The organism is Veillonella sp. VA142 (assembly GCF_003992135.1).
In the GTDB taxonomy this organism is placed as follows: Bacteria; Bacillota; Negativicutes; order Veillonellales; family Veillonellaceae; genus F0422.
The window spans coordinates 105,443-126,584 of sequence record NZ_RQVN01000001.1 but is presented as its reverse complement, the minus strand read 5'-3'; the positions used below and the strand labels follow the sequence as shown (position 1 = coordinate 126,584).

Genomic DNA, 21,142 nt, shown 5'->3' with positions numbered 1-21,142 from the left:
TCAAAAAAATCCTTTTTCATTAATTTTAAGAATATTTTGACAAAAATATCCCTACATGGGAATCGGATTCCATGTGGGGATGTTTTTACATATGTATTAAATTTTATAGTAGAGACTCTACTTTTTCTTTGCTTTGAAAACCTAATAATCTCGCGCTTTTGTCATTAATGCATATCTCATTAAAAGTCTGATATAGATAACTCCAATTATACTCTGGATTGATTTTATGTACTAACTCCATAATAATTAATAAAATTATAGCAAATCTATTTGTTGCTTTCTTCGCTCCATTAAATTCTTGATAGTAGATTATATCGTACCAAGAAGTTCTAATTTTTGGTTTAGTTTTAATCTGTATGTCAATTAAATTATCATTATGCGCACATATATTCCGAACAAAATAAATACACTTTAACCACGACAACAGTTCACTATTATTACAGCCATATATCCTAGAAATAGATAATAAACTCTTCTCATTCAATATGTCTAACATTTTTACAACTGCACCAAAGGTCAAGCAATCTATCGCTAGCCATACTGTGGGAAAACCATCTTCATCAAAATTATTTCCATGATAATTATCTTTATGCTCAAGTCGCCTTATAGACTTTTGCAATTCTTCCTTCACTCGATATTGTAATCTTTCAACTGTGTATCGAGTCATTTTTCGCCTATTATACCATTTGTTAAAATCTAAATAACCAAATGCACCATACCTTTCGCCTAAAATATGTGAGAAGTTTGCTTTAATAGACACTTCAATAAGTTCAATAGCATGCATAATAAAATATCTTAAATTTTTATCCTGATAATACCGTTTTAGTATATCAGAAAAGATTAAATTTTTATAATGTAATTCTCCATTATCATCATAATTAGCAAATGGCGTTGCAAAGTCTTTTAATTTATAATAGTTTATGTGTTGAATAATAGAATTATTTACTCCAGAAATACTCATACCACGCTTGGAAAATAACTCTAGCAATTCATCATAAGATAACGATCTAGGTTCTTTCATAGCATTTCCTCTCAGTATAAAAAAAGCCCCACGTCAGAATATATCTGTCCTTGCGGATGTGGGGGGTTTGTCTCACCTATAGAATAATCCTATTTTCACAAATTGTCAATACTTGTTCTATCTTTTATTCATAATCAATCATAACTTGACGAGGTGCTTGATATTCTATTTTTCCTGTACTATTGTTCCAATCTAATGGATACCAAAACTCTTCTTTATGATGTTCCATATCCGAGAATATTAACATAAAGTCAGCGTGTTTAAACCCTAAATCTTCAGCGAATCTTGTATAGATATTTTGCACTGTATACGGACTATAATAGTTAGCAGAGTCTACTAATTTCTCCCATATCTTTGCTTGTCGATTATATCTATATATAAAAGTACGGGTCGATGTACCTCTATTACCATTTTTTATGCCTGCATCAATCACATATAAAGTAATATCACGATTAACATCATAATAGGATCTAATCCGAAATGTATCTTCCCCTAATGTTGTTGGTACCTGTGTTTTCTTTCCTTTAGCTCGCAATTCAAGCTTACCATCATTTGGGTACATATACACTTCATCTGCATCGTTATTAAACCATATCTTATAATCGTTATCATAGTTTTTAAAATCAATTGTTGCTGAATCCACATTGCTAAACTTTGCTTCAGAAGAAAATCCCCCTAGAAAAGCTACGCCTAACCCTACGCATATTGTCGCTTTTATTAATTTATTCATATACATACGTCCTCTCTCAAGCAAAAACTATATGAGTTCATTATACTTAATCTTTCAATTAAAAACTAGTATGCATCTCATATTTTTACGTCATGCCAGTACACAATCTTTCATTCAAATACAGCTTATACACACCATCTCCTCAATAACAAGGCCTCACACATGAGATACTCCAATTTTTCTTTATTTTCCGCTCCCCACTACAAGTCCCTCATAAAATGCTATAATATACTCAATAACTATCAACACTGTAATCTATACAATAAAGGAGTTCCCCATGATTCGTATTGCTTTTGGTCAAATTCAGGTCCACCCTGGTGAGCCTGCTACAAACTTTCAATCTATGATACAAGCCATCGACTATGCGAAGGCAGTGAGTACGGACATCCTGATCTTCCCCGAATTGTGTCTCAGCGGATACATGGTAGGTGATATGTGGGACCAAGTGCCTTTTATAAACGATTGTCTCTACTATGGTGACGAAATTGTGAAAGCTACCACTAACACAAACCTCACTATTATCTTTGGTAATGTCGGTGTGGATGAAAGTCTCCGTAATCTAGACGGCAGTCTTCGCAAATATAATGCCCTATATGTAGCATCCAAAGGACAGCTGGTATCTAATCCATCTCAGCCTTATCCATTTACCATTAAAACTTTGTTGCCCTGTTATCGGTACTTTAATGAACCTCGGTATTTCACTAGTGCCAATGTAGTGGCGAAAGAGCGTAATCTATCCTTGTCGGATATCAATCAGCCTCTCACGATTTTCACGCGTCACGGAGCTTTCACTATTGCTCCTGTTATTTGTGAAGACAGCTGGGATACGTATTACTCAGATTGTCCCACAAGTCTTATGGTAGAATCTGCAAAAGCGAAAGGTCAGCACATTGATCTGATTGTGAATTGTTCCTCATCCCCTTTCACAATTCATAAGCAAGAACAGCGCCACGCCCTATTTAGCGCACAAGCCAAACAATACCATACTCCTATTGCCTATACAAACCATGTGGGCATTCAAAACAACGGTAAAAATATCTGCATCTATGACGGTTGCTCCACGCTATATGACGTGAACGGTTCTATTGTGGAAGAAGTACCTGCTTTTGAAAACACTGTACGACCTACCTTGTTGAAAGATACAGTATGGCAACCACAGCCTACTGTCTCACTGCAACCAAAAAGCACTCCTACTTACATCCCTACTCTATTCAAAGCCTTGCAATACGGCATTCGTCAATTTTTAGCTCAAACTGGTATTAAGAACATCGTCATTGGTGCATCAGGCGGTATCGACTCTGCCCTTAATGCTGCTTTATACAGCACTGTATTGCCGCCAGAGAACTTATACTTAGTCAATATGCCAAGCCGTTATAACTCGGATATGACGAAAGATTTGGCTTACCAATTAGCACGAAATATTGGTTGCCATTACGGGGTATTTCCCATTGAAGAAGGTGTCAATGCCACCATTGAGCAATTAGAGAATACTAACTTTACAAAGTATAACACCCCTGTCATCCCAGAATTACATGGTGACTCCAACACTACATCATTCTTGCAGTTGTCTACGTTAGGTAAAGAAAACATCCAAGCTCGTGATCGTTCGTCTCGCATTTTAGCTGGTATTGCATCCGCTGTAAATGGAGCTTTCACATGCAATGGGAATAAAACAGAGTTCACTGTTGGCTATGCTACCATGTATGGCGATTTAGCCGGTTTCCTTGCCGTAACGGGGGATGTGTGGAAAACAGATGTCTATGCTCTGGCTCGCTATATGAATGAAAGCATCTTTCAACGTGAGGTCATTCCGCGAGGTTCTATTGATGTAGTGCCGAGCGCCGAGTTATCTGATGCACAGGATGTAACTCAAGGCCTAGGCGATCCGTTACAGTACGAATACCATGACTGCTTATTCCGTGCCTTCGTTGAGGGTACACCACATACACTGCCTCATCAACGTTTGACCCCTGAGGATATCTTGCGGGCCTACGAGAACGGTACATTAGAACACTTATTAGGATTGCCAAACCCTATATCTCACTATTTCACATCTACAGAACAATTTATCAACGACCTCGAACGCTGGTGGAAATCTTTCAACGGCTTAGCGGTGGCAAAACGTATCCAGTCTCCGCCGCTGTTACTCATCAGCGAGCGTGCCTTTGGGGCTGACCTAAGTGAAAGTCAATTAAAACCGTATTTTTCACGCGGATATGAGGAGTGTAAATCTCGATTGTTACAGAAACAATAATATACAAATGCAAAAGAGCTATCTATCCGATGATGTTCCTCATCGGTAGATAGCTCTTTTGTGTATCGAAGTAAGAATTTTACATGCTATAAGATGATATCCATAAGAATTACTTTATTCCGCAATTCTAAGTTATACAGCTATTCTTACTTATCGATAGATATACAATTATTTACGGTTCAACAACTGTGCTGTGATTTGTTGCAATGCTTGAATTTGTTCATTTTGCGCTTTCACTTGCTCAGCCAATACGTGTACTTGGTCTTTCAACGCACCGTTTTCTTGTACTAATGCTTTGATTTCAGTTTTCATCACTGGCACGATAGAAATTGGTCCATAATGTGTATATTTCAACTCTTTTTGTTCTTTCTCTGAAAGTGTATCCACATTCACATTGAATGTATCTGTGTCTTGGTTGTACAAAGTAGATTGGTATGCATCAGATTTGGAACGAGATCCAACTTTGAGGCTCACACCAAGGTTGTACATTTTTTCGGAGTCCCCTACTGCCATACCGCCATGAAGTAATATATCTTCATTTGGATAATATCCAAGACCAAGTGCTGTACCTGTGGAACCTTTGAAATGACCTACACCAGCCATGATTTGGAATTTGTCATCTGCATCAAAGGATAATGGTTTCAAGGCAGATAGAGCAGCGTTTAAAGCACCAGATGTGTTTATTCTGTGGCCTAGTTGATCTAACCTAGTTTCTACAGAGTTCATACGTGTATGAACTTCTTTTACTAATGCTTCGTCTACACCGCCTTTAGGGCCTTGTGGACCTACTGGGCCGGCTTCACCTGGTTCACCTTTATCTCCTTTTTCGCCTTGAGGACCTTTTGGACCTTGCTCTCCTTTTGGTCCTGCTACTCCTGGGTCACCTTTTTCACCTCGTTCACCTGGGTCACCTTTTTCACCTTTTTCACCTTTAGCTCCTGGGGCACCTTGTGCTCCGTCTTGGCCTTTTTCACCTTGTAAACCTTGCGGACCTTGTGGGCCTGCTGGACCCGCTACTCCTGGGTCACCTTTTTCGCCTTTTTCACCTTGGGCTCCTGTTGCTCCTTGTGGACCTGCTGGGCCCGCTACTCCTGGGTCACCTTTTTCGCCTTTTTCACCTTGGGCTCCTGTTGCTCCTTGTGGACCTGCTGGACCCGCTACACCTTGATCACCAGTCTCTCCTTTGTCACCTTTCGGTCCTTTAAAGTCTGGATCGTTCTTTAAAGCCTCACGGTTCAATTCGATGGTAACGTATTTTTTATTATCTGCTGTTGTTTTCTCTACAACTTTGAAGTCGCCAGATTTAAAATCTAATCCTTCAATGGCTCCTGTATTTACTTTACTTCCTGGTGTAAATGCGTTTGTTTCCCCAGAACCGCCTGTGTAGATATTCCAGCTATTTCCGCCAGTGATATTAGCCAATTTATTGTTGATTTCACTTGCTACGCTATATAATTGGCTACCATTGATTGCATCTGTACTGGTAGCACTAATTAAACCTGGTGCAACATGTTGGATACGGCGTGTTTGGTCGGATTTACCAACGCTGATTACACCTGTTACGGTATTACCACCAGCAAAGTTCAATGTATATGTCTTAGCAGATGTTCCTGTACCTAGATTCAATGTTTCAGACGTATAGGCATTATCAGTACCTTTTGTACTGTCGCCAGCTGTTGCTACCGTCTCTGCTTCACTACCGAGAGCCACGCTTTTTGCCACATTGGAGATGGCTTTATAGCCCAAGGCAAGACTAGATTCTTCTTGTGCTTCACTTTCATTACCAAAGGCAGCGGCATTCCTTTTCAGCGCTTTCGTACTTTTACCAATGGCAATCGTTTCAGTTGCTGTTAACCCACTATCAACAGTATTAGCTTGTTTACCAATAGCAATATTATCACTACCAGTAATCGAGTTGCCTGCTTCATGACCCATAGTAATATTATCACTACCAGTAATCGAATTACCTGCTTTATAGCCCGCTGCATAGTTATTACTACCTGTTACTTTAGTACCCGCTTCTGCACCTGCTACAAAGTTATTATGACCAGAAACTTTATTCCCACTATCATGGCCTAGAGCTGTATTATGATTACCTGTTATTTCTTTACCAGATTCTTTACCTAGCACAACGTTGCTTTCACCCTTTACCCAGCTACCTGCATTGACGCCTGCTGCAAAGTTATCTTGTCCTGCTATCCATTGACCTGCACTAAACCCTAATGCAATGTTGTGCTCCGCACCGTCTACTGTACCTGTATCCGTGGTACCTGTTATATTTCCATTTGCATCATACGTATTCGTCCAGCTATGGCCTACATGGTTACCAGCATTTTCCGCAAAAGCAATGTTAAAATTACCAGCTACATGAGAACCTGCATATTTACCAAATGCCATATTATTGGATCCTTGGGATTGACCGTATCGATCGGCCGCTGTAGTAGCTGCTGCATTCAAAACGTGTCCATCTACATCTTGACCTGCACCCAAGCCTAAGGCAATGTTATACACACCTTTTACATTAACCCCAGAGTTTTGTCCAATGGCGATGTTGCGGCTACCAGACATGTTGGCACCAGCATCTTGACCATAGATAAAGTTATGGCTCCCTGTAACTGCGTTACCTGCAGTAGGGCCTAAGGCAAAGTTACCATCTCCTGTCATTCCTTGGCCAGCTTTGTATCCGATACTTACATTTTGATTTCCTTTGTTGTTGTATCCGGCACCATGGCCAAAGCTGAAATTATAGGACCCATAACTAGTAGCATCTTGTGAATACGCATCTTGTCCAAAGCTAAAGTTGTAATCACCAGCTGCTCGGCGTGCTGCACTATCGCCGAACATAAAAGCATATGTGCCGCCAGCATTCCAGCCTGCTAATCTACCGAAGATAAATTTATAGGCACTATTCCCCCACAAGCTATCTCCTGCAGAGTCACCAACTAACATGAGATATTTAGCAGTACCATTTCCATTGCCTGCATCATTTCCAGCACTCGCTCCTAAGACCAAACTATAGGACGCACCAAAATGTGGTTGCCCCGTCGTATTCATAATATTGTTCTTCGCATTAGGATAAAAATTAACACCATCCCCTACTGTAAGATTATTGGTATTATTCCCGCCTTGCGTTTGAGAACCCCCAACTGCTAAATTATCTGTATCATTAGCCAATCCCATTGTAGAAATACTTGCCAATACTAAAGCTGTCAATACTGTCGATCGTTTGTGTTGCATAACTCTTCCTTTTTCCTTCATTGTCATACGCATCATATACTCAATTGTTTTTATGTAAAATATACTCATAATTTTACCCAATCTATACTAGTAAATCAATAGGATAATGCTCATAGCTTATGCTGATATTGCATACTTCCATCATGGCATTTACACTATGTTTAATCCTTTAGATATATACTACTTTCAAATGTTTGACCATTTACTCATACACCACTTTCAAAAATAATATAACCTATGCAAAAATAATGATTGTAATGATAATTATTATAGATTACAATAAAGTTAACCCTATGGGTTACGTTTTAATGTGTATTTGGAGGTATATTATGCAACAAGCATGGAAAGACTTCAATACAGGTGTATGGGATAAATCCGTGGACGTACGCGATTTCATCCAACGAAATTATGTGCCTTATGTAGGCGATGATTCTTTTCTAGTAGGTCCTACTGAACGAACTACTAGACTTTGGCAACGGGTATTAGATTTATATGAGGAAGAACGACAAAAAGGTTCTGTCATCGATGCAGACACTGATGTAGCCACTCATATTACAGCACATGCCCCAGGATATATTATTAAAGAAGATGAACAAATCGTTGGTCTTCAAACTGATTATCCTTTGAAACGTGCCATGTTCCCTTATGGTGGTTTACGAACTGCTAAAAGTGCTATCGAAGAGTATGGTTACAAGATGGATCCAACTCTAGAAAGCTTCTTTAAAACTCATCGTAAGACACACAATGATGGTGTATTTGATGTATATACACCTGAGATGAGAGCTGCACGCTCTGCTCACATTATTACGGGCCTACCTGACGCGTATAGTCGCGGCCGAATTATCGGTGATTATCGCCGTGTAGCCTTATATGGTGTCGATTATTTGATCAAAGACAAAGAAGATCAATTTAACATCACCATGGGCGATATGATGCCAGATGTCATTCGTGACCGCGAAGAAATTCGAGATCAAATCCGTTCTTTAAAAGAATTAAAAGAAATGGCTGCGTCCTACGGATTTGACATCTCCAAACCTGCTACCGATGTGAAAGAAGCTATCCAATGGTTATACTTTGGCTATTTGGGTGCTATCAAAGAACAAAATGGGGCAGCTATGTCCATCGGACGTAACTCCACTTTCTTAGACATCTATGCAGAACGTGATTTGAAATCTGGTAAATATACAGAGGAACAAATCCAAGAAATGGTGGATCATTTCATTATGAAATTGCGCATGGTTCGTTTTGCACGTATCCATGAATACAACAATTTATTTACTGGTGATCCTGTATGGACAACTGAGTCTATCGGTGGTATGGGCACTGACGGACGTACATTAGTGTCTAAAACGGCATTCCGTGTCCTACATACATTGCAAAACCTTGGTCCTGCTCCTGAACCAAACTTAACAGTGCTTTGGTCTCCTTCCCTTCCTGAAGGATTCAAAAAGTTCTGTGCGAAACTCTCTATTGCAACATCTTCCATTCAATATGAGAACGACGAAATCATGCGCCCTAACTCCGGTGATGATTACGCTATCGCTTGCTGCGTTTCCCCAATGCGTATTGGTAAAGAAATGCAATTCTTTGGTGCTCGCTGCAACTTGGCAAAAGCATTACTGTACGCAATCAATGGTGGCGTAGATGAAAAGTTGAAAAAACAAGTAGGTCCAAAATTCCGTCCTATTACTTCCGAATACCTTGACTTCGACGAAGTGATGGAACGTTTTGAAGATATGACGGAATGGCTCGCAGGTGTGTATGTAAATGCGTTAAATATCATTCATTACATGCATGACAAATATGCCTATGAAAAATTAGAAATGGCATTGCATGACCGTAAGGTAACACGTTGGTTTGCCACAGGGATTGCTGGACTTTCTGTAGTAGCTGACTCCCTCTCTGCTATTAAATATGCGAAAGTAAAACCAATCCGTGATGAAAATGGCATTGCTATTGATTTTGAGATCGAAGGCGAATTCCCTAAATATGGCAATGATGATGATCGCGTAGATAATTTGGCGGCTATGGTGGTATCTGGATTTATGAACAAAATTCGTAAACATCCAACCTACCGTCAATCCGTACCAACGATGTCACTATTGACGATTACATCGAATGTGGTATATGGTAACGCTACTGGTGCTACCCCTGACGGTCGTAAAGCAGGTATTCCATTTGCTCCAGGAGCCAACCCTATGCATGGTCGTGACGAACACGGTGCCATCTCTTCCCTAGCATCTGTTGCTAAAATGCCATGGCGTGATTGTTGCGATGGTATTTCTAATACATTCTCTATTATTCCAGATTCTCTAGGTAAATCCGGAGAGTCTATGGTGACACTAGGCGACTTAGATTTAGATTTAGACTTAGACCTAGGCAATATTGAACATGCCTTAGCCGATGGTTGTGAAAATCTAGCTTGCCGTGAGCCAAATGTTACTTTCCCTGAAGAAAAGGAGTAAATATGACTAACGAACAACAAGTAGATAATTTAGTACAATTGTTAGATGGGTACAGCAAAAAAGGCGGTCACCATTTAAACGTAAACGTATTCAATCGTGAAACATTATTAGATGCTCAAAAACATCCTGAATTGTATCCACAATTGACTATCCGTGTTTCTGGTTACGCTGTTCATTTCAACAAGTTGACAAAAGCTCAACAAGACGAAGTGATCTCCCGTACATTCCATCAATCCATGTAATGCACTATGGTAGGTCGCATTCATTCCATTGAGACCATGGGTACTGTCGATGGCCCAGGCATGCGATTTGTCTTGTTCCTCCAAGGTTGCCCATTGCGATGTGCCTATTGCCATAATCCAGACACTTGGGATCCCTCTACGTATGCCCAAGAGATGACTGTGGCAGATGTGTGGACACAATTTGAAAGGAATCGTGACTTTTATATCACTGGAGGCATTACTGTCACTGGTGGCGAAGCATTGTTGCAACTCCCTTTTATTATCGAACTCTTTACTTTCTTTCATGGAAAGGGAATTCATACTTGTTTAGATACAAGCGGGATTTGCTACACACAAGAACAGGCTAGAGAGTACAAACTGCTTCTTGATGTAACGGATTTAGTCATTCTTGATGTGAAAGAGATCGATTCCTCTATACACGAAACACTAACCGGCAAGCCTAATGATGCGGTCCTTGCATTCGCTAAATTTGTAGATGAGCATGGCACCGACTTTTGGGTACGCCACGTGGTAGTCCCAACCATCACAGATAATCGCGATCGCTGGTATCGGCTTGGTTTCTTTCTAGGTGCATTCAAACATTTGAAAGCCGTAGATTGCTTACCTTACCACGTCATGGGGGTTAATAAATATGAAAGTCTTGGCATTTCCTATCGATTAGATGGAATCCCGCCCCTCTCAAAAGCTGACGCACAGCGTGCACTCCGCGTTGTCCTTTCTGGAATACGCGACTACCGCCGAGGTTTATGGTGTCCTCTTAAAACACCTGAAAGTTAAACTCATAACAATACTTTCCTGATCTTTCCTAAAAGCGCACTATCCCTCGTGGACGGTGCGCTTTTTCTTGTTCATATATTAATATTTATTTCTTATGGATAACTTTTACATATTACATGAATCGTTGTATAATGGGAAGGTATTATTTCAGACTGTAACACTATGATTTATGGTTCAAGTGAATCCTATGTGTACCATTGCACCGTCATAGTTTATTGTATCTAAAGTTAGGAGGCATTTCATGGCATCGTCGTACATGCTACAATTACACCTTGGCGCCGTAGAAACGGTCATACTCTCACTATTTTCCTTTTTACTGGGTACCTTCATGCACAAGCATATCAACATCTTGCATCGTTGGGCTATCCCAGTTCCAGCTATTGGCGGTTTAACCGTAGCTCTGATTGTATTTCTATTACAAATTTCTGGTCTTATTCTCATCACGTTGGACAAGGCTGTTCTTGTTCCCGCTATGGTGGCATTCTTCGCTACCATGGGTCTAGTAGCACCGGTACAAATTTGTACATCTTCTCTGAAAGCCATCCCTCGCTACTGGGGTATGAGTACTCTACTTGTGATTATGCAAATTAGCATTGGCTTAGGACTAGCGAATTTATTCGGATTAGATAAACACTATGCCATTTTATTAGGCTCCCTTTCTCTTGAAAGCAGTTACAACTTTGTCTCTGCCTTAGGTCATGATTTAGGCAATGCCTTAGATGGTGAAACCGTAGCACATGGGATTATTGCATTCACCACTATCGTAGGTGTTTTCATCGGCGGTCCTATGGGACAATATTTAATCGAAAAGTTTAATCGCTATGAAACTGCCCCTCCACCACCAGATTCACCAGCACCCACACCGATTGGGATTATCGTCAACTTATTATTGGTCCTTATCTGTGTGAGCGTCGGCATCGGCGGTTCCCACTACTTATTAGATACACTCGGATTACATATCCCAACCTTTATTGTATCCATGTTATTGGCCATTGCTATCCGTAACGGTGGCGATGCAATGAGGCAAACTTTCATCAATTCCAAAGCTATTGCCTTATTCAGCCAAATTAGCATTACTATCTTTTTAACCACTGTATTCATGAGCATACCTGTAATCGCATTACGATCTCTGACAGGACCAATGCTTGTGATTTTAATTGTACAAGTGATTGCGATTATTCTGTTTACACGGTTCATCGTATTCCCTGTACTTTGTAAAGATTACGACGGCGTTGTCATTGGTGCTGCATTGCTTGGTCACGGCTTAGGCATCACACCAAACACAGTAGCCACCATTGCTACCCTTGGTGGTCGATACAGAAAATCTGTGAAAGCGTTCCTTGTAGTCCCAATTACTGCTACCGTATTAATCAATGTGTTCGGTATTCCTATCTTGCATTGGATCATGCAGTTCTATTGGTAAACGCATATAACAAAATCCCCAATCCATATACTGGACTGGGGATGTTTTATTATAAGAATAAATTAATGATTTCTACACCAATTAATCCACATACGGCAATCACTGTTTCCACCATACACCAAGAGCGTAATGTTTGTTTTACAGACAATCCGAAGAACTCTTTGAATAACCAGAATCCTGGGTCATTTGGTGGGCTGAAGAATACAGAACCCGCACCTACAGCGATTACCATCAATTCAGGGCTTACACCTGTTAATGGAATCAATGGGGCTACGATACCACCAGCTGTCATAGCTGCCACTGTCGCAGAACCTACAGCAATACGAATCACCACAGCAATTAACCAAGCTAGTACTAATGGAGATACATTCACTTGCATCACAAGTTCACCTATGTAGGTACCTACACCACTATCGATTAATACTTGTTTCAAAGCTCCACCAGCACCTACAACGAATAAAATCATGGCCACAGTTAAAATTGCTTTTTCAGAAGTAGCCATAATCTCTTTCATAGATTTGCCACGAGCGAAGCCAAATGTATAGAAGGCAATGATTAGGGAAATTGTTAATGCCACAGATGGATCACCAATGAAGTTAAGAATCACCATTACTGGAGACGCTTTTGGCAAATTCATCATTTTACCGATAGCTGTAGCTGCCATTAAGATAACTGGTACTAAGGCAGTAAAAATAGATACTCCAAAGGATGGCATTTCCTCTTCTGTAAAGTCTTTATCATTGTGAAGACCTTCTGGGATATCTGTTTTAATATCTTTCACCGTATTGTACAATAATGGACCTGCCAAAATAACTGTTGGAATACCGATTAAGATACCATATACCAAAGTTAATCCAATGTCTGCATTGAATAATACAGAAATCGCTGTAGGACCTGGATGTGGTGGCAAGAAACCATGCGTTACAGATAAAGCTGCAACCATTGGCATACCAACCTCTAACAATGGAATATCCGCGGATTTAGCAATGGTAAAGATTAAAGGAATCAATAAGACGAAGCCGATTTCATAGAATAAAGCAATCCCTACAATGAATCCAGTTAAACATACAGCCCATCTTACATTGTTACGGCCAAACATATTAATCAATGTAGTCGCAATACGTTGCGCTCCACCGCTATCAGCCATCAATTTACCTAAAATAGCGCCAAAACCTACTACGATGGTTAAGCCCCCTAAGGTAGCTCCTAAACCTTTTTGAATAGTTGGGAAAATCTTATCGATAGGTAATCCCTCTCCAAAAGCTAATAATACACAGACTAATAGCAATGATAAAAAGCTATTCATCTTTACTTTTACAATTAGGAAAAATAGTAAAATAATTCCTAATGCGAGAATAATTAATGGCATGTAAGTCTCCTTTCTAATTATAAACGACTAAACGGATGTTCCTTTTGGAACTGAACAAGACGTGCCAAATCGTCTTTCATATGAATATACAAACTTTCATAAATAGAGAAAAGTTCGTCATATACCGCTTGATTCTGTTCCTTAGGGTGATAGATACATTCAGGCTGCACTAACTCAGCTGTATCTTTAATATCTGATAAAGTTCCATCAGAAATAAACCCTAATACAGCGGCACCAAAGGAGGCGCCTTCACTATTATTTGGTAAGGTAATATGTTCACCGAATATATCACTCATAATTTGTACCCACAATTCAGATTTAGTGAAAGAACCACTGATACGGATATCCTTCACATCTTCAAACTCACGTAATGCATCAAGAACAAAACGTAAGCTATAACAAATCCCTTCCATTGTGGCGCGAATCATGTAAGAGCGACTATGATTTAAAGATAAACCTACGAAAGCTCCACGCAGATCAGAGTTCCAATAGGGAGCTCGTTCACCAGTAAAGTATGGCATTAATAACAAGCCACCAGATCCAGCCGGTACATGTCTTGCTTTCATGGTCATTAAATCATAAGGATCCACCGATAATTGTTCCATTTGGGAGCCATGATAATGCAGGATACGATCTCGCATCCAACGCAAAATCATACCCCCATTGTTGATAGCTCCACCAGCTACCCACATCGTATCTGTTAAATTATAGCACCAGGTGCGACCTTTAGGATCCATTTGAGGCTTTTCTGTGAGCATGCGTATAGCACCAGATGTACCTATAGTAGCACTTAACTGCCCTTTAGATACAGCGCCAACACCAACATTCACCAGTACTCCATCAGTAGCACCGATGACAACCGGTGTATTCACAGGTAAACCTAAACGCTCTGCTACATTAGCTACTAACTTACCACTATATGTAGTAGATACAACCTTAGGCAGTTGTTTTTCTTGAATCCCTACATAGTCTAAAATCTCAGAGTCCCAAGTTTCTGTAAAGGCATTAAATAAAGCAGAACTAGAGGCCACAGATTTGTCTGTTACCCATTCTCCTGTCATCAACCGGAACATATAATCTTTAATAGACCCAATGTGTGCCATACGAGCAAAGATTTCAGGTTGATTTTCTTTGACCCATATGATTTTAGCCAATGGATAAGATGCATGTAAAGGGCAGCCTGTTCTAAAGTAGAATTGTTTGCACGCTTCGTCTTGTTCCATACGGTGTACAATATTGGAACTTCTGCTATCTGCCCAAGTAATCATATTGCCTAATAAATCAAAATGTTCATCTTGAGGAATAAAACTATGCATCACTGAGCTTAAAGCAATCCCGGATATAGTGACTAGTTTATATTGTAAATCTTTTACAACTCCCGCAATGACTTCTTCTGCAGCATCATATATTTGTTGAGGATTCTGCTCTGCTCGATCATATTGAGGTGTTTCTAATGGATAAAAAGCATCTCGTACAGCTACAGATTTACCTTGTGCTGTATATGCCATAGCACGTACGCCTGTGGTTCCCACATCAACGCCTATCCATACTGCTTCTCTAACTTCTGACATATATACCTCCTATCATCCAAATAAACTCATTTGCTCATCTTCTGGTAAGTCGCCTAAACAACCTAACTCAACCATTCGGTTAGCAATGGTTTGAGACATTTTTGTACGTCTCCGCAAATCTTTAATCGATAAGAACTCTGCTTGCTCTCGTTCTTCTACGATGGCATCTGCTACCTTTTCGCCTAAACTAGTAACAGCTACAAATGGCGGTAATAAAGAGGTTTCATCTTTAATCATAAACCGTCTAGCTTGTGATTTATATAATTCTACATTGCCGAAGGAGTACCCTCGCTGTTTCATTTCCAAGGATACCTCTAAGGCAGACATTAAATCTTTTTCCTTTGGTGATGCTTCATACTTCGCAGCTAAGGCTTTCAACCGTTTAAATTCTTGTTGCTGCTCTTCTAAGGAACCCATCATAATTTTCAAGTCAAAGGCTTTTGCCCGAATAGAAAAATACGATGCATAGAATGCTAATGGATAATTAATCTTGTACCAAGCAATGCGAAATGCCATCATAACATAAGCTACGGCATGGGCCCGTGGGAATAAATAAGAAATCTTTTTACAAGAAGCGATAAACCACTCTGGTACTTGGGCTGCTCGCATTTGGTCTTCATAATCTGTTTGAGCAATCCCCTCTTTATTACGCTTTTCGATACCTTTCCCTTTACGCACATTTTCCATCACAGAAAAGGCTACATTATCTGCCACCCCATGGTTGCGCAAAAAGTTCATAATATCGTCACGGGTAGAGATAGCTTCATTCAATTTACATGTCCCTGTTTTAATCAAGGTCTGAGCATTATCTACCCATACATTGGTACCATGGGAGAACCCAGAAATCCGCACTAAGTCCGAAAAGGTTTGTGGTTTTGAATCTTCCAACATAGCCCGTACGAACCCAGTACCTGATTCAGGTACTGCCAAGGTCGCCACTTTATCTCCTTGCAATTGAGCTGGTGTCAGGCCTAATGCTTTCGTTGATGAGAATAGGCTTAATGTAGCAGGATCATCAAAAGGAATACTCGTAGACGGAACACCTGTCATATCTTCCAACATACGAATGATGGTAGGATCATCATGGCCCAGTATATCTAGCTTGGTCATACGACCTTCAATCGAGTGATAGTCAAAGTGCGTAGTAATAATACCACTTTCTTTTTTATTCGCAGGATATTGGACTGGCGTAAAATGATGCACATCCATATCTCGAGGGCAAACCATAATGCCTCCCGGATGCTGACCAGTAGTATTCTTTACTTTCGTAAAACCTGTGGATAACTTTTCTATAAAACCTCGTCGTTTTTGTAAGTCATTGACATCCGCATATTTGTAGGCGTAGCCAATAGCTGTTTTATCCGCAATGGTGCCGATTGTTCCCGCTCTAAATACATTGTCTCGTCCGAACAATTCTTCTGTATATTTATGGGCACGGCCTTGGTAATCTCCAGAGAAGTTCAAGTCGATATCTGGCACCTTATCCCCATGGAATCCCATAAAAATAGCAAAAGGAATATCATGACCATTCGCGATAAGTGGCGCACCACACTCAGGACAATTACGACGTGGTAAATCAAAGCCCCCTGCATATTCCCCTTTTAAATAGAACTCATTCCATTTACACTGTGGACACACATAATGCGGTTCCAAAGGATTTACTTCTGTAATATCCGCCATGGTGGCTACAAAGGAGGATCCTACAGAACCACGAGAACCTACTAAGTATCCATCATCTAAAGATTTTTTTACTAGTTTATGGGCGATATAGTACAACACGCCGAAACCATTACCGATAATGCTTTTTAGCTCGTAATCCAAGCGGTCCTGTACTGTTTTTGGTAATGGATCTCCATAGATAGACTTCGCCTTTGCATAGCACATATCTTCCAAGGCTTTATCAGCCCCTTCAATTTTGGGAGAATAGGTGCCATTAGGGATAGGTATAATGTAATCTATACTTTGCTCTATGGCTCTTGTATTGGTCACCACCACTTTGTAGGCAACGTCTTCTCCTAAGTACGCAAACTCTTCCAGCATTTCATCAGTGGTACGCATATGCTGATTTGCTTTGTCTTTTGGATCTTTGACTCCGCTGGCGGTAAGCATAATTTCACGGTACATTTTGTCTTTAGGGTCCATATAATGCACATTTCCTGTAGCTACCACTGGCATTTGTACAGTATCACCTAAAGCAACGATACGGCGATTAATCTCTTTTAAATCTTCCTCGTTTTTTAACAAGCCTTCTTTAATAAAACATTTGTAGTTATCATGTGGTTGAATTTCTAAGTAATCATAAAACTTAACAATCTCTTGCAATTCTTTATCGCTGGCACCGTGAGCTATCGCTTGAATCAACTCTCCAGATTTACAAGATGTTCCTATAAGAATCCCTTCACGATGGTCTTCAATGACAGCTCTTGGCAATCTTGGATACTCATCAAAATAATTTAAATGACTTATGGAAATCATCTTATACAGATTCCGCAAACCTACCATATTTTTTGCAAATATAATGATATGATGTGGTACGGCTTGGTCCTCTTTTTCAATCAAATAAGCCTCTACGCCATAGAGAATCTTCACACCTTTTTCCAAAGAATAGGCCTGAGCTTCTGGAAATGCTTGTACTACCCCATGGTCGGTAATCGCTACCGCTGGATGTCCCCACTCTTTCACACGATTTACAATGTCTTTCACCGCCACTAAGGCATTTTTCTCGGACATTTTCGTGTGCAAATGAAGTTCTACCCTTGTTTCCTCATGGGTATCCGTGCGTTTTGCATTATCCGTATCTTCCACAGGACGGATGGAATCCATATTTAACACATAGTCACGTACAAATTGCTCATCATAGATGACTTCCCCTTTGATCTGCACCTTCCCAACAGATTTTAAAATTTTTAATAGCTTGGGGCCATCTTCAGAAGGGCTGGTAAATCGTTTAATAGCCAAACTATTATGATCATCCACTAGATGACCTGTAATAATATACCGTTTTTTGGGCTCCTCACCTTTTTCACGAGCTTTTTGTACAGCCTTGCTATCTTCCTTAGGGCGAATTTCTCGTATATCTAAACTGTGAAAGTACCCGGAGATAATAACATTTTCTCCTGTCCTCACAAAGAAATCATCTGTCCGATGCGTATCTAATTCATCAAAAGCAGGACCTAAAAGCATACCATCTTCCGTAGTTAACTTCCGTCTTCTCATAGGATAAGGGGAACTCCCCATTGCCGTTGGAGTTGGCGTATTAGGTCGATCTATGACTACCGGTGCATCGTACAAATCATCATAATCCGATGAAGTTTTGATCGTACCATCACGACTTACATAGAGTTCCATTTCATCAAATCGATTTTCTTCATCCATATCCCAATAGATATCGTAATCTGCTACTTCATTCGCCTGTTGTAAAAAAAGATACTCTGTATCTTCTAGCCCTTTATTATCTAAATTAGACACAAAAGGAGTCTCTTCTGTTGCATTAGGTATACGAGTAAGAACAATTTGGTTTCTAAAATCCTCTGTATCTACAAGCTCATAAGTGCAACCAATATTGTGACAGATTTCTTCAATACGTGCTTGTACTGCCTTATCTAATGTTCCTATCGACTGAGAACCAAATATATACAATTTTCCGTTTTTTAAGTAAAAGTGAAAGTCTACTTTAGACTCTCCCTTTAGTACCATATGATAACATTTCATAGTACGTCTCCCTTACGGATTTGACTTCACCGATTCAGCGTTAACTTTTTTCACTACATTAGGTCCTGTGACAACGACACGATCCACTGGCTCATAATAAGAATTAAATGTATACGTAGAAGCTCGACCATCACCATACACAATAGTTCTTGTCGTATCTACGGAAATTCCCTCATGACCAGTTTCTTCGATAGTTTCTTCTTTCACAGCACCATCGATCTTTTCTATCTTTTTATTAGGAATTTTCTGCTCTTTCCCCTTCGTAATCGTTACAGACTGTGGTACATCCTCTTTAGCTCCTAATATGATAATGGTCACGTAACCAGCACCTTCTTCGGCAATCACATAGATAGGATGGGAATAAGGATTTTTAAACTGAAAGTCAATATATCCCCACGCCACAGTAGCATCTAACCCAACTGGAATATAGGACACTGGTGCAAAATGCGTATCACGTTCTACAATATCCATACCAGATAATAATGCCGTATTGAACAAGGTAGAACTTACTTGGCAGATACCGCCACCAATACCTGGCACTAATCGCCCGCCCATAAATACAGGCGCATCATCATAGCCCGCTTCAGGAGTACGTTCTCCTACCACTTGATTGAAGGAGAAAATACCACCTGCAGGAATAAAGGTTTGATGAATTTTTTGAGATGCTAAATGAATATTATGAGCTCGACTTGTATTAGATCCATTAAAATACGTCGTAAAAGATCCTAATATGGAAGTGATAGACACTAAATCTTTATCTGTAATCGTAGGCTGTGCAGACTCATTAATAACAAGTTCTAAGGTCTCTACCTTACCTTCTTCCAGTTGTTCTTGCAATCGTTTCATAGTAGCTGTCACATCTAACTTACGCCCTACCTTAGCAGGCTTATGCACAACTTTATTACCCTCAAGAATAATGGTTGCATTAGTTCCTACTTGTCCCATAGCTTTTGCATAATTCAAAAAATACGACTCAGCCATAGGTCCATCTACTTTATAGCGAATGTTCATCTCCTTTCCATGGAGCAACGCATCCACTCGGTGCATGACATAAGTCATGACATCACTTTCATAGCCATAATCCATTACATCAGTGACAGTTCCTATTCTATCTATGGTAATTCCTAAATCCGCTAGATGAATAGTTGTTTCTTTTCCCTTGGGATCAACTATACGAATCGATTGTGATTGTGTATTCCGCTCTTGTAAGTAGCTATCTACTTCATCCATGCTTTGATGGGATAGACTATGACCGTCTATAGTTAATCCATAAATAGTCTTTCCTGTAGGCCATGCAAGCCCTGTTGCAGCTCCTCCCACGACAGCTACGAAGGCTGCCACAGTGGCAATATACTTTCCTTTCATACTTCTCCTAGTTTGCACAATAGGCTAAACATATATCTTGAAATTGACTCATATCTGCTATCCCCTGACGGCTTTGCAATATTAAATGATACAGTTGGCTTATCAACATTGCCACTGCGGGGATTTGAATTTTTCGACGCGCTTCAAAGGCTAATTTGATTGTATAAGGATTAGCTTTCATCCCTTTTTCCTTAAATAAGCTTTGAATCTCAGGTAATGTCATTCCATAATAGGCACATTCACTGACCATGAGTTGCAAATGCATTTGATTATGCACGTAAGCCATCGCCATATCTATACTTTTATTCTTAAGCATAGATGGGAATAAATCTAGTAATGTTCGTGCATCTTTCGCTAATAAAGCATCTTTAAAACGAAAAATATTTTTTTCTCCGAAGTCTGTCATATGTTCTTTTAAAAATGACGCAGTCATCGATTCCCCTTTATGTAGTAGTAGGAACAATCGATCAAATTCTGTGCGCAAAAATGCTAACGGCACATCTTTCCACAAATCGACCAAGTCTCGTAAGTAAGCCATGCCATCAGGGTCTATCTTTTGCTTATGCTCCTTACAATGTTGTTGTATCCACTGAAAGAGAGCTTCTCCCTCTACTTTTTCAAACTTAATGGATTCTACGGTCCCCAAAAAGGCTTTATTTCCTTGCAAACGCCCGTCGATTGTTTCTGGGTATACTAGGATAATCGGGTCTTCTCCTCGATAGCTTTGTAAATAGTCCCGCAAAGCTTGCCATTCTGGATCCATCTTTTTCTTCGGTTTATCAAAGATGGGCAAATGGACAAGCAAAAATACTCGTGGCTCACCAAAGAGGGATACTTCTTGTAATTGTCCTAAAATAGAACCGGGACCTTGCTCCTCACGCAAGGTAAGCAAGGTCCGATCTGTATATTGATGTAAGAGATTCCGTTTTTTTTCTTCTAATAATTGTGGTTCATCTCCATAGAGTAATGTAACCATC

General features: G+C 39.9%; 13 protein-coding genes. 5 read left to right on the top strand and 8 right to left on the bottom strand.

Features of this window, described 5'->3' with window-relative positions; all coding sequences use genetic code 11:
- Window positions 1-103 precede the first annotated feature (103 nt).
- Both EO117_RS00545 and EO117_RS00540 read right to left on the bottom strand, forming a co-directional pair.
- The gene (locus tag EO117_RS00545; protein WP_126938588.1) at window positions 104-1,021 is read right to left on the bottom strand and encodes an Abi family protein; all 918 of its coding nucleotides are present in this window, start codon (window positions 1,019-1,021) and stop codon (window positions 104-106) included.
- Window positions 1,022-1,145: 124 nt separating this feature from the next.
- Complete coding sequence (locus EO117_RS00540) at window positions 1,146-1,751, bottom strand: hypothetical protein (protein WP_126938586.1); 606 nt, start codon at window positions 1,749-1,751, stop codon at window positions 1,146-1,148.
- A 277-nt stretch (window positions 1,752-2,028) separates the two neighbouring features.
- Here EO117_RS00540 and nadE point away from each other — a divergent pair, with 277 nt between their 5' ends.
- Window positions 2,029-4,005, top strand: coding sequence for an NAD(+) synthase (nadE, locus tag EO117_RS00535; protein ID WP_126938584.1), 1,977 nt, complete (start codon window positions 2,029-2,031; stop codon window positions 4,003-4,005).
- A gap of 168 nt (window positions 4,006-4,173) precedes the next feature.
- Here the strand turns inward: nadE and EO117_RS00530 are convergent, their stop codons facing one another.
- Complete coding sequence (locus EO117_RS00530; RefSeq protein WP_164727449.1) at window positions 4,174-7,242, bottom strand: YadA-like family protein; 3,069 nt, start codon at window positions 7,240-7,242, stop codon at window positions 4,174-4,176.
- 329 nt (window positions 7,243-7,571) lie between these two features.
- Here EO117_RS00530 and pflB point away from each other — a divergent pair, with 329 nt between their 5' ends.
- The 4 genes from pflB to EO117_RS00510 all read left to right on the top strand — a co-directional run bounded on the left by pflB (window position 7,572) and on the right by EO117_RS00510 (window position 12,149).
- Window positions 7,572-9,707 carry a formate C-acetyltransferase gene (gene pflB / locus EO117_RS00525; protein WP_164727448.1) on the top strand — a complete coding sequence of 712 codons (2,136 nt, stop codon included), beginning with the start codon at window positions 7,572-7,574 and terminating at the stop codon, window positions 9,705-9,707.
- 2 nt (window positions 9,708-9,709) lie between these two features.
- Window positions 9,710-9,949 carry an autonomous glycyl radical cofactor GrcA3 gene (gene grcA3, locus EO117_RS00520; RefSeq protein WP_126938357.1) on the top strand — a complete coding sequence of 80 codons (240 nt, stop codon included), beginning with the start codon at window positions 9,710-9,712 and terminating at the stop codon, window positions 9,947-9,949.
- A 6-nt stretch (window positions 9,950-9,955) separates the two neighbouring features.
- On the top strand, window positions 9,956-10,726 hold the full coding sequence (gene pflA, locus EO117_RS00515) for a pyruvate formate-lyase-activating protein (RefSeq protein WP_126938581.1): 771 nt from the start codon (window positions 9,956-9,958) through the stop codon (window positions 10,724-10,726).
- Window positions 10,727-10,967: 241 nt separating this feature from the next.
- Window positions 10,968-12,149 carry a sodium/glutamate symporter gene (locus EO117_RS00510; protein ID WP_126938579.1) on the top strand — a complete coding sequence of 394 codons (1,182 nt, stop codon included), beginning with the start codon at window positions 10,968-10,970 and terminating at the stop codon, window positions 12,147-12,149.
- Between the two features lie 49 nt (window positions 12,150-12,198).
- On the opposite strand, the gene EO117_RS00505 is transcribed toward EO117_RS00510, so the two are convergent.
- Genes EO117_RS00505 through holA form a run of 5 tightly spaced genes read right to left on the bottom strand, consistent with a single transcriptional unit; the run spans window position 12,199 to window position 21,141 of the window.
- Entirely contained in the window at window positions 12,199-13,518 is a 1,320-nt protein-coding gene (locus tag EO117_RS00505) for a gluconate:H+ symporter (RefSeq protein WP_126938577.1), read from the bottom strand.
- A 17-nt stretch (window positions 13,519-13,535) separates the two neighbouring features.
- Window positions 13,536-15,089, bottom strand: a complete 1,554-nt coding sequence (locus tag EO117_RS00500; RefSeq protein WP_126938575.1) for a gluconokinase — start codon at window positions 15,087-15,089, stop codon at window positions 13,536-13,538.
- A gap of 12 nt (window positions 15,090-15,101) precedes the next feature.
- Window positions 15,102-18,800, bottom strand: a complete 3,699-nt coding sequence (locus EO117_RS00495; RefSeq protein WP_126938573.1) for a PolC-type DNA polymerase III — start codon at window positions 18,798-18,800, stop codon at window positions 15,102-15,104.
- Between the two features lie 12 nt (window positions 18,801-18,812).
- Window positions 18,813-20,165, bottom strand: coding sequence for a VanW family protein (locus EO117_RS00490; RefSeq protein ID WP_126938571.1), 1,353 nt, complete (start codon window positions 20,163-20,165; stop codon window positions 18,813-18,815).
- A 7-nt stretch (window positions 20,166-20,172) separates the two neighbouring features.
- Window positions 20,173-21,141 (bottom strand): DNA polymerase III subunit delta, encoded by a 969-nt coding sequence (holA, locus tag EO117_RS00485; RefSeq protein WP_126938570.1) that lies wholly within the window; start codon window positions 21,139-21,141, stop codon window positions 20,173-20,175.
- Window position 21,142: the final 1 nt, after the last annotated feature.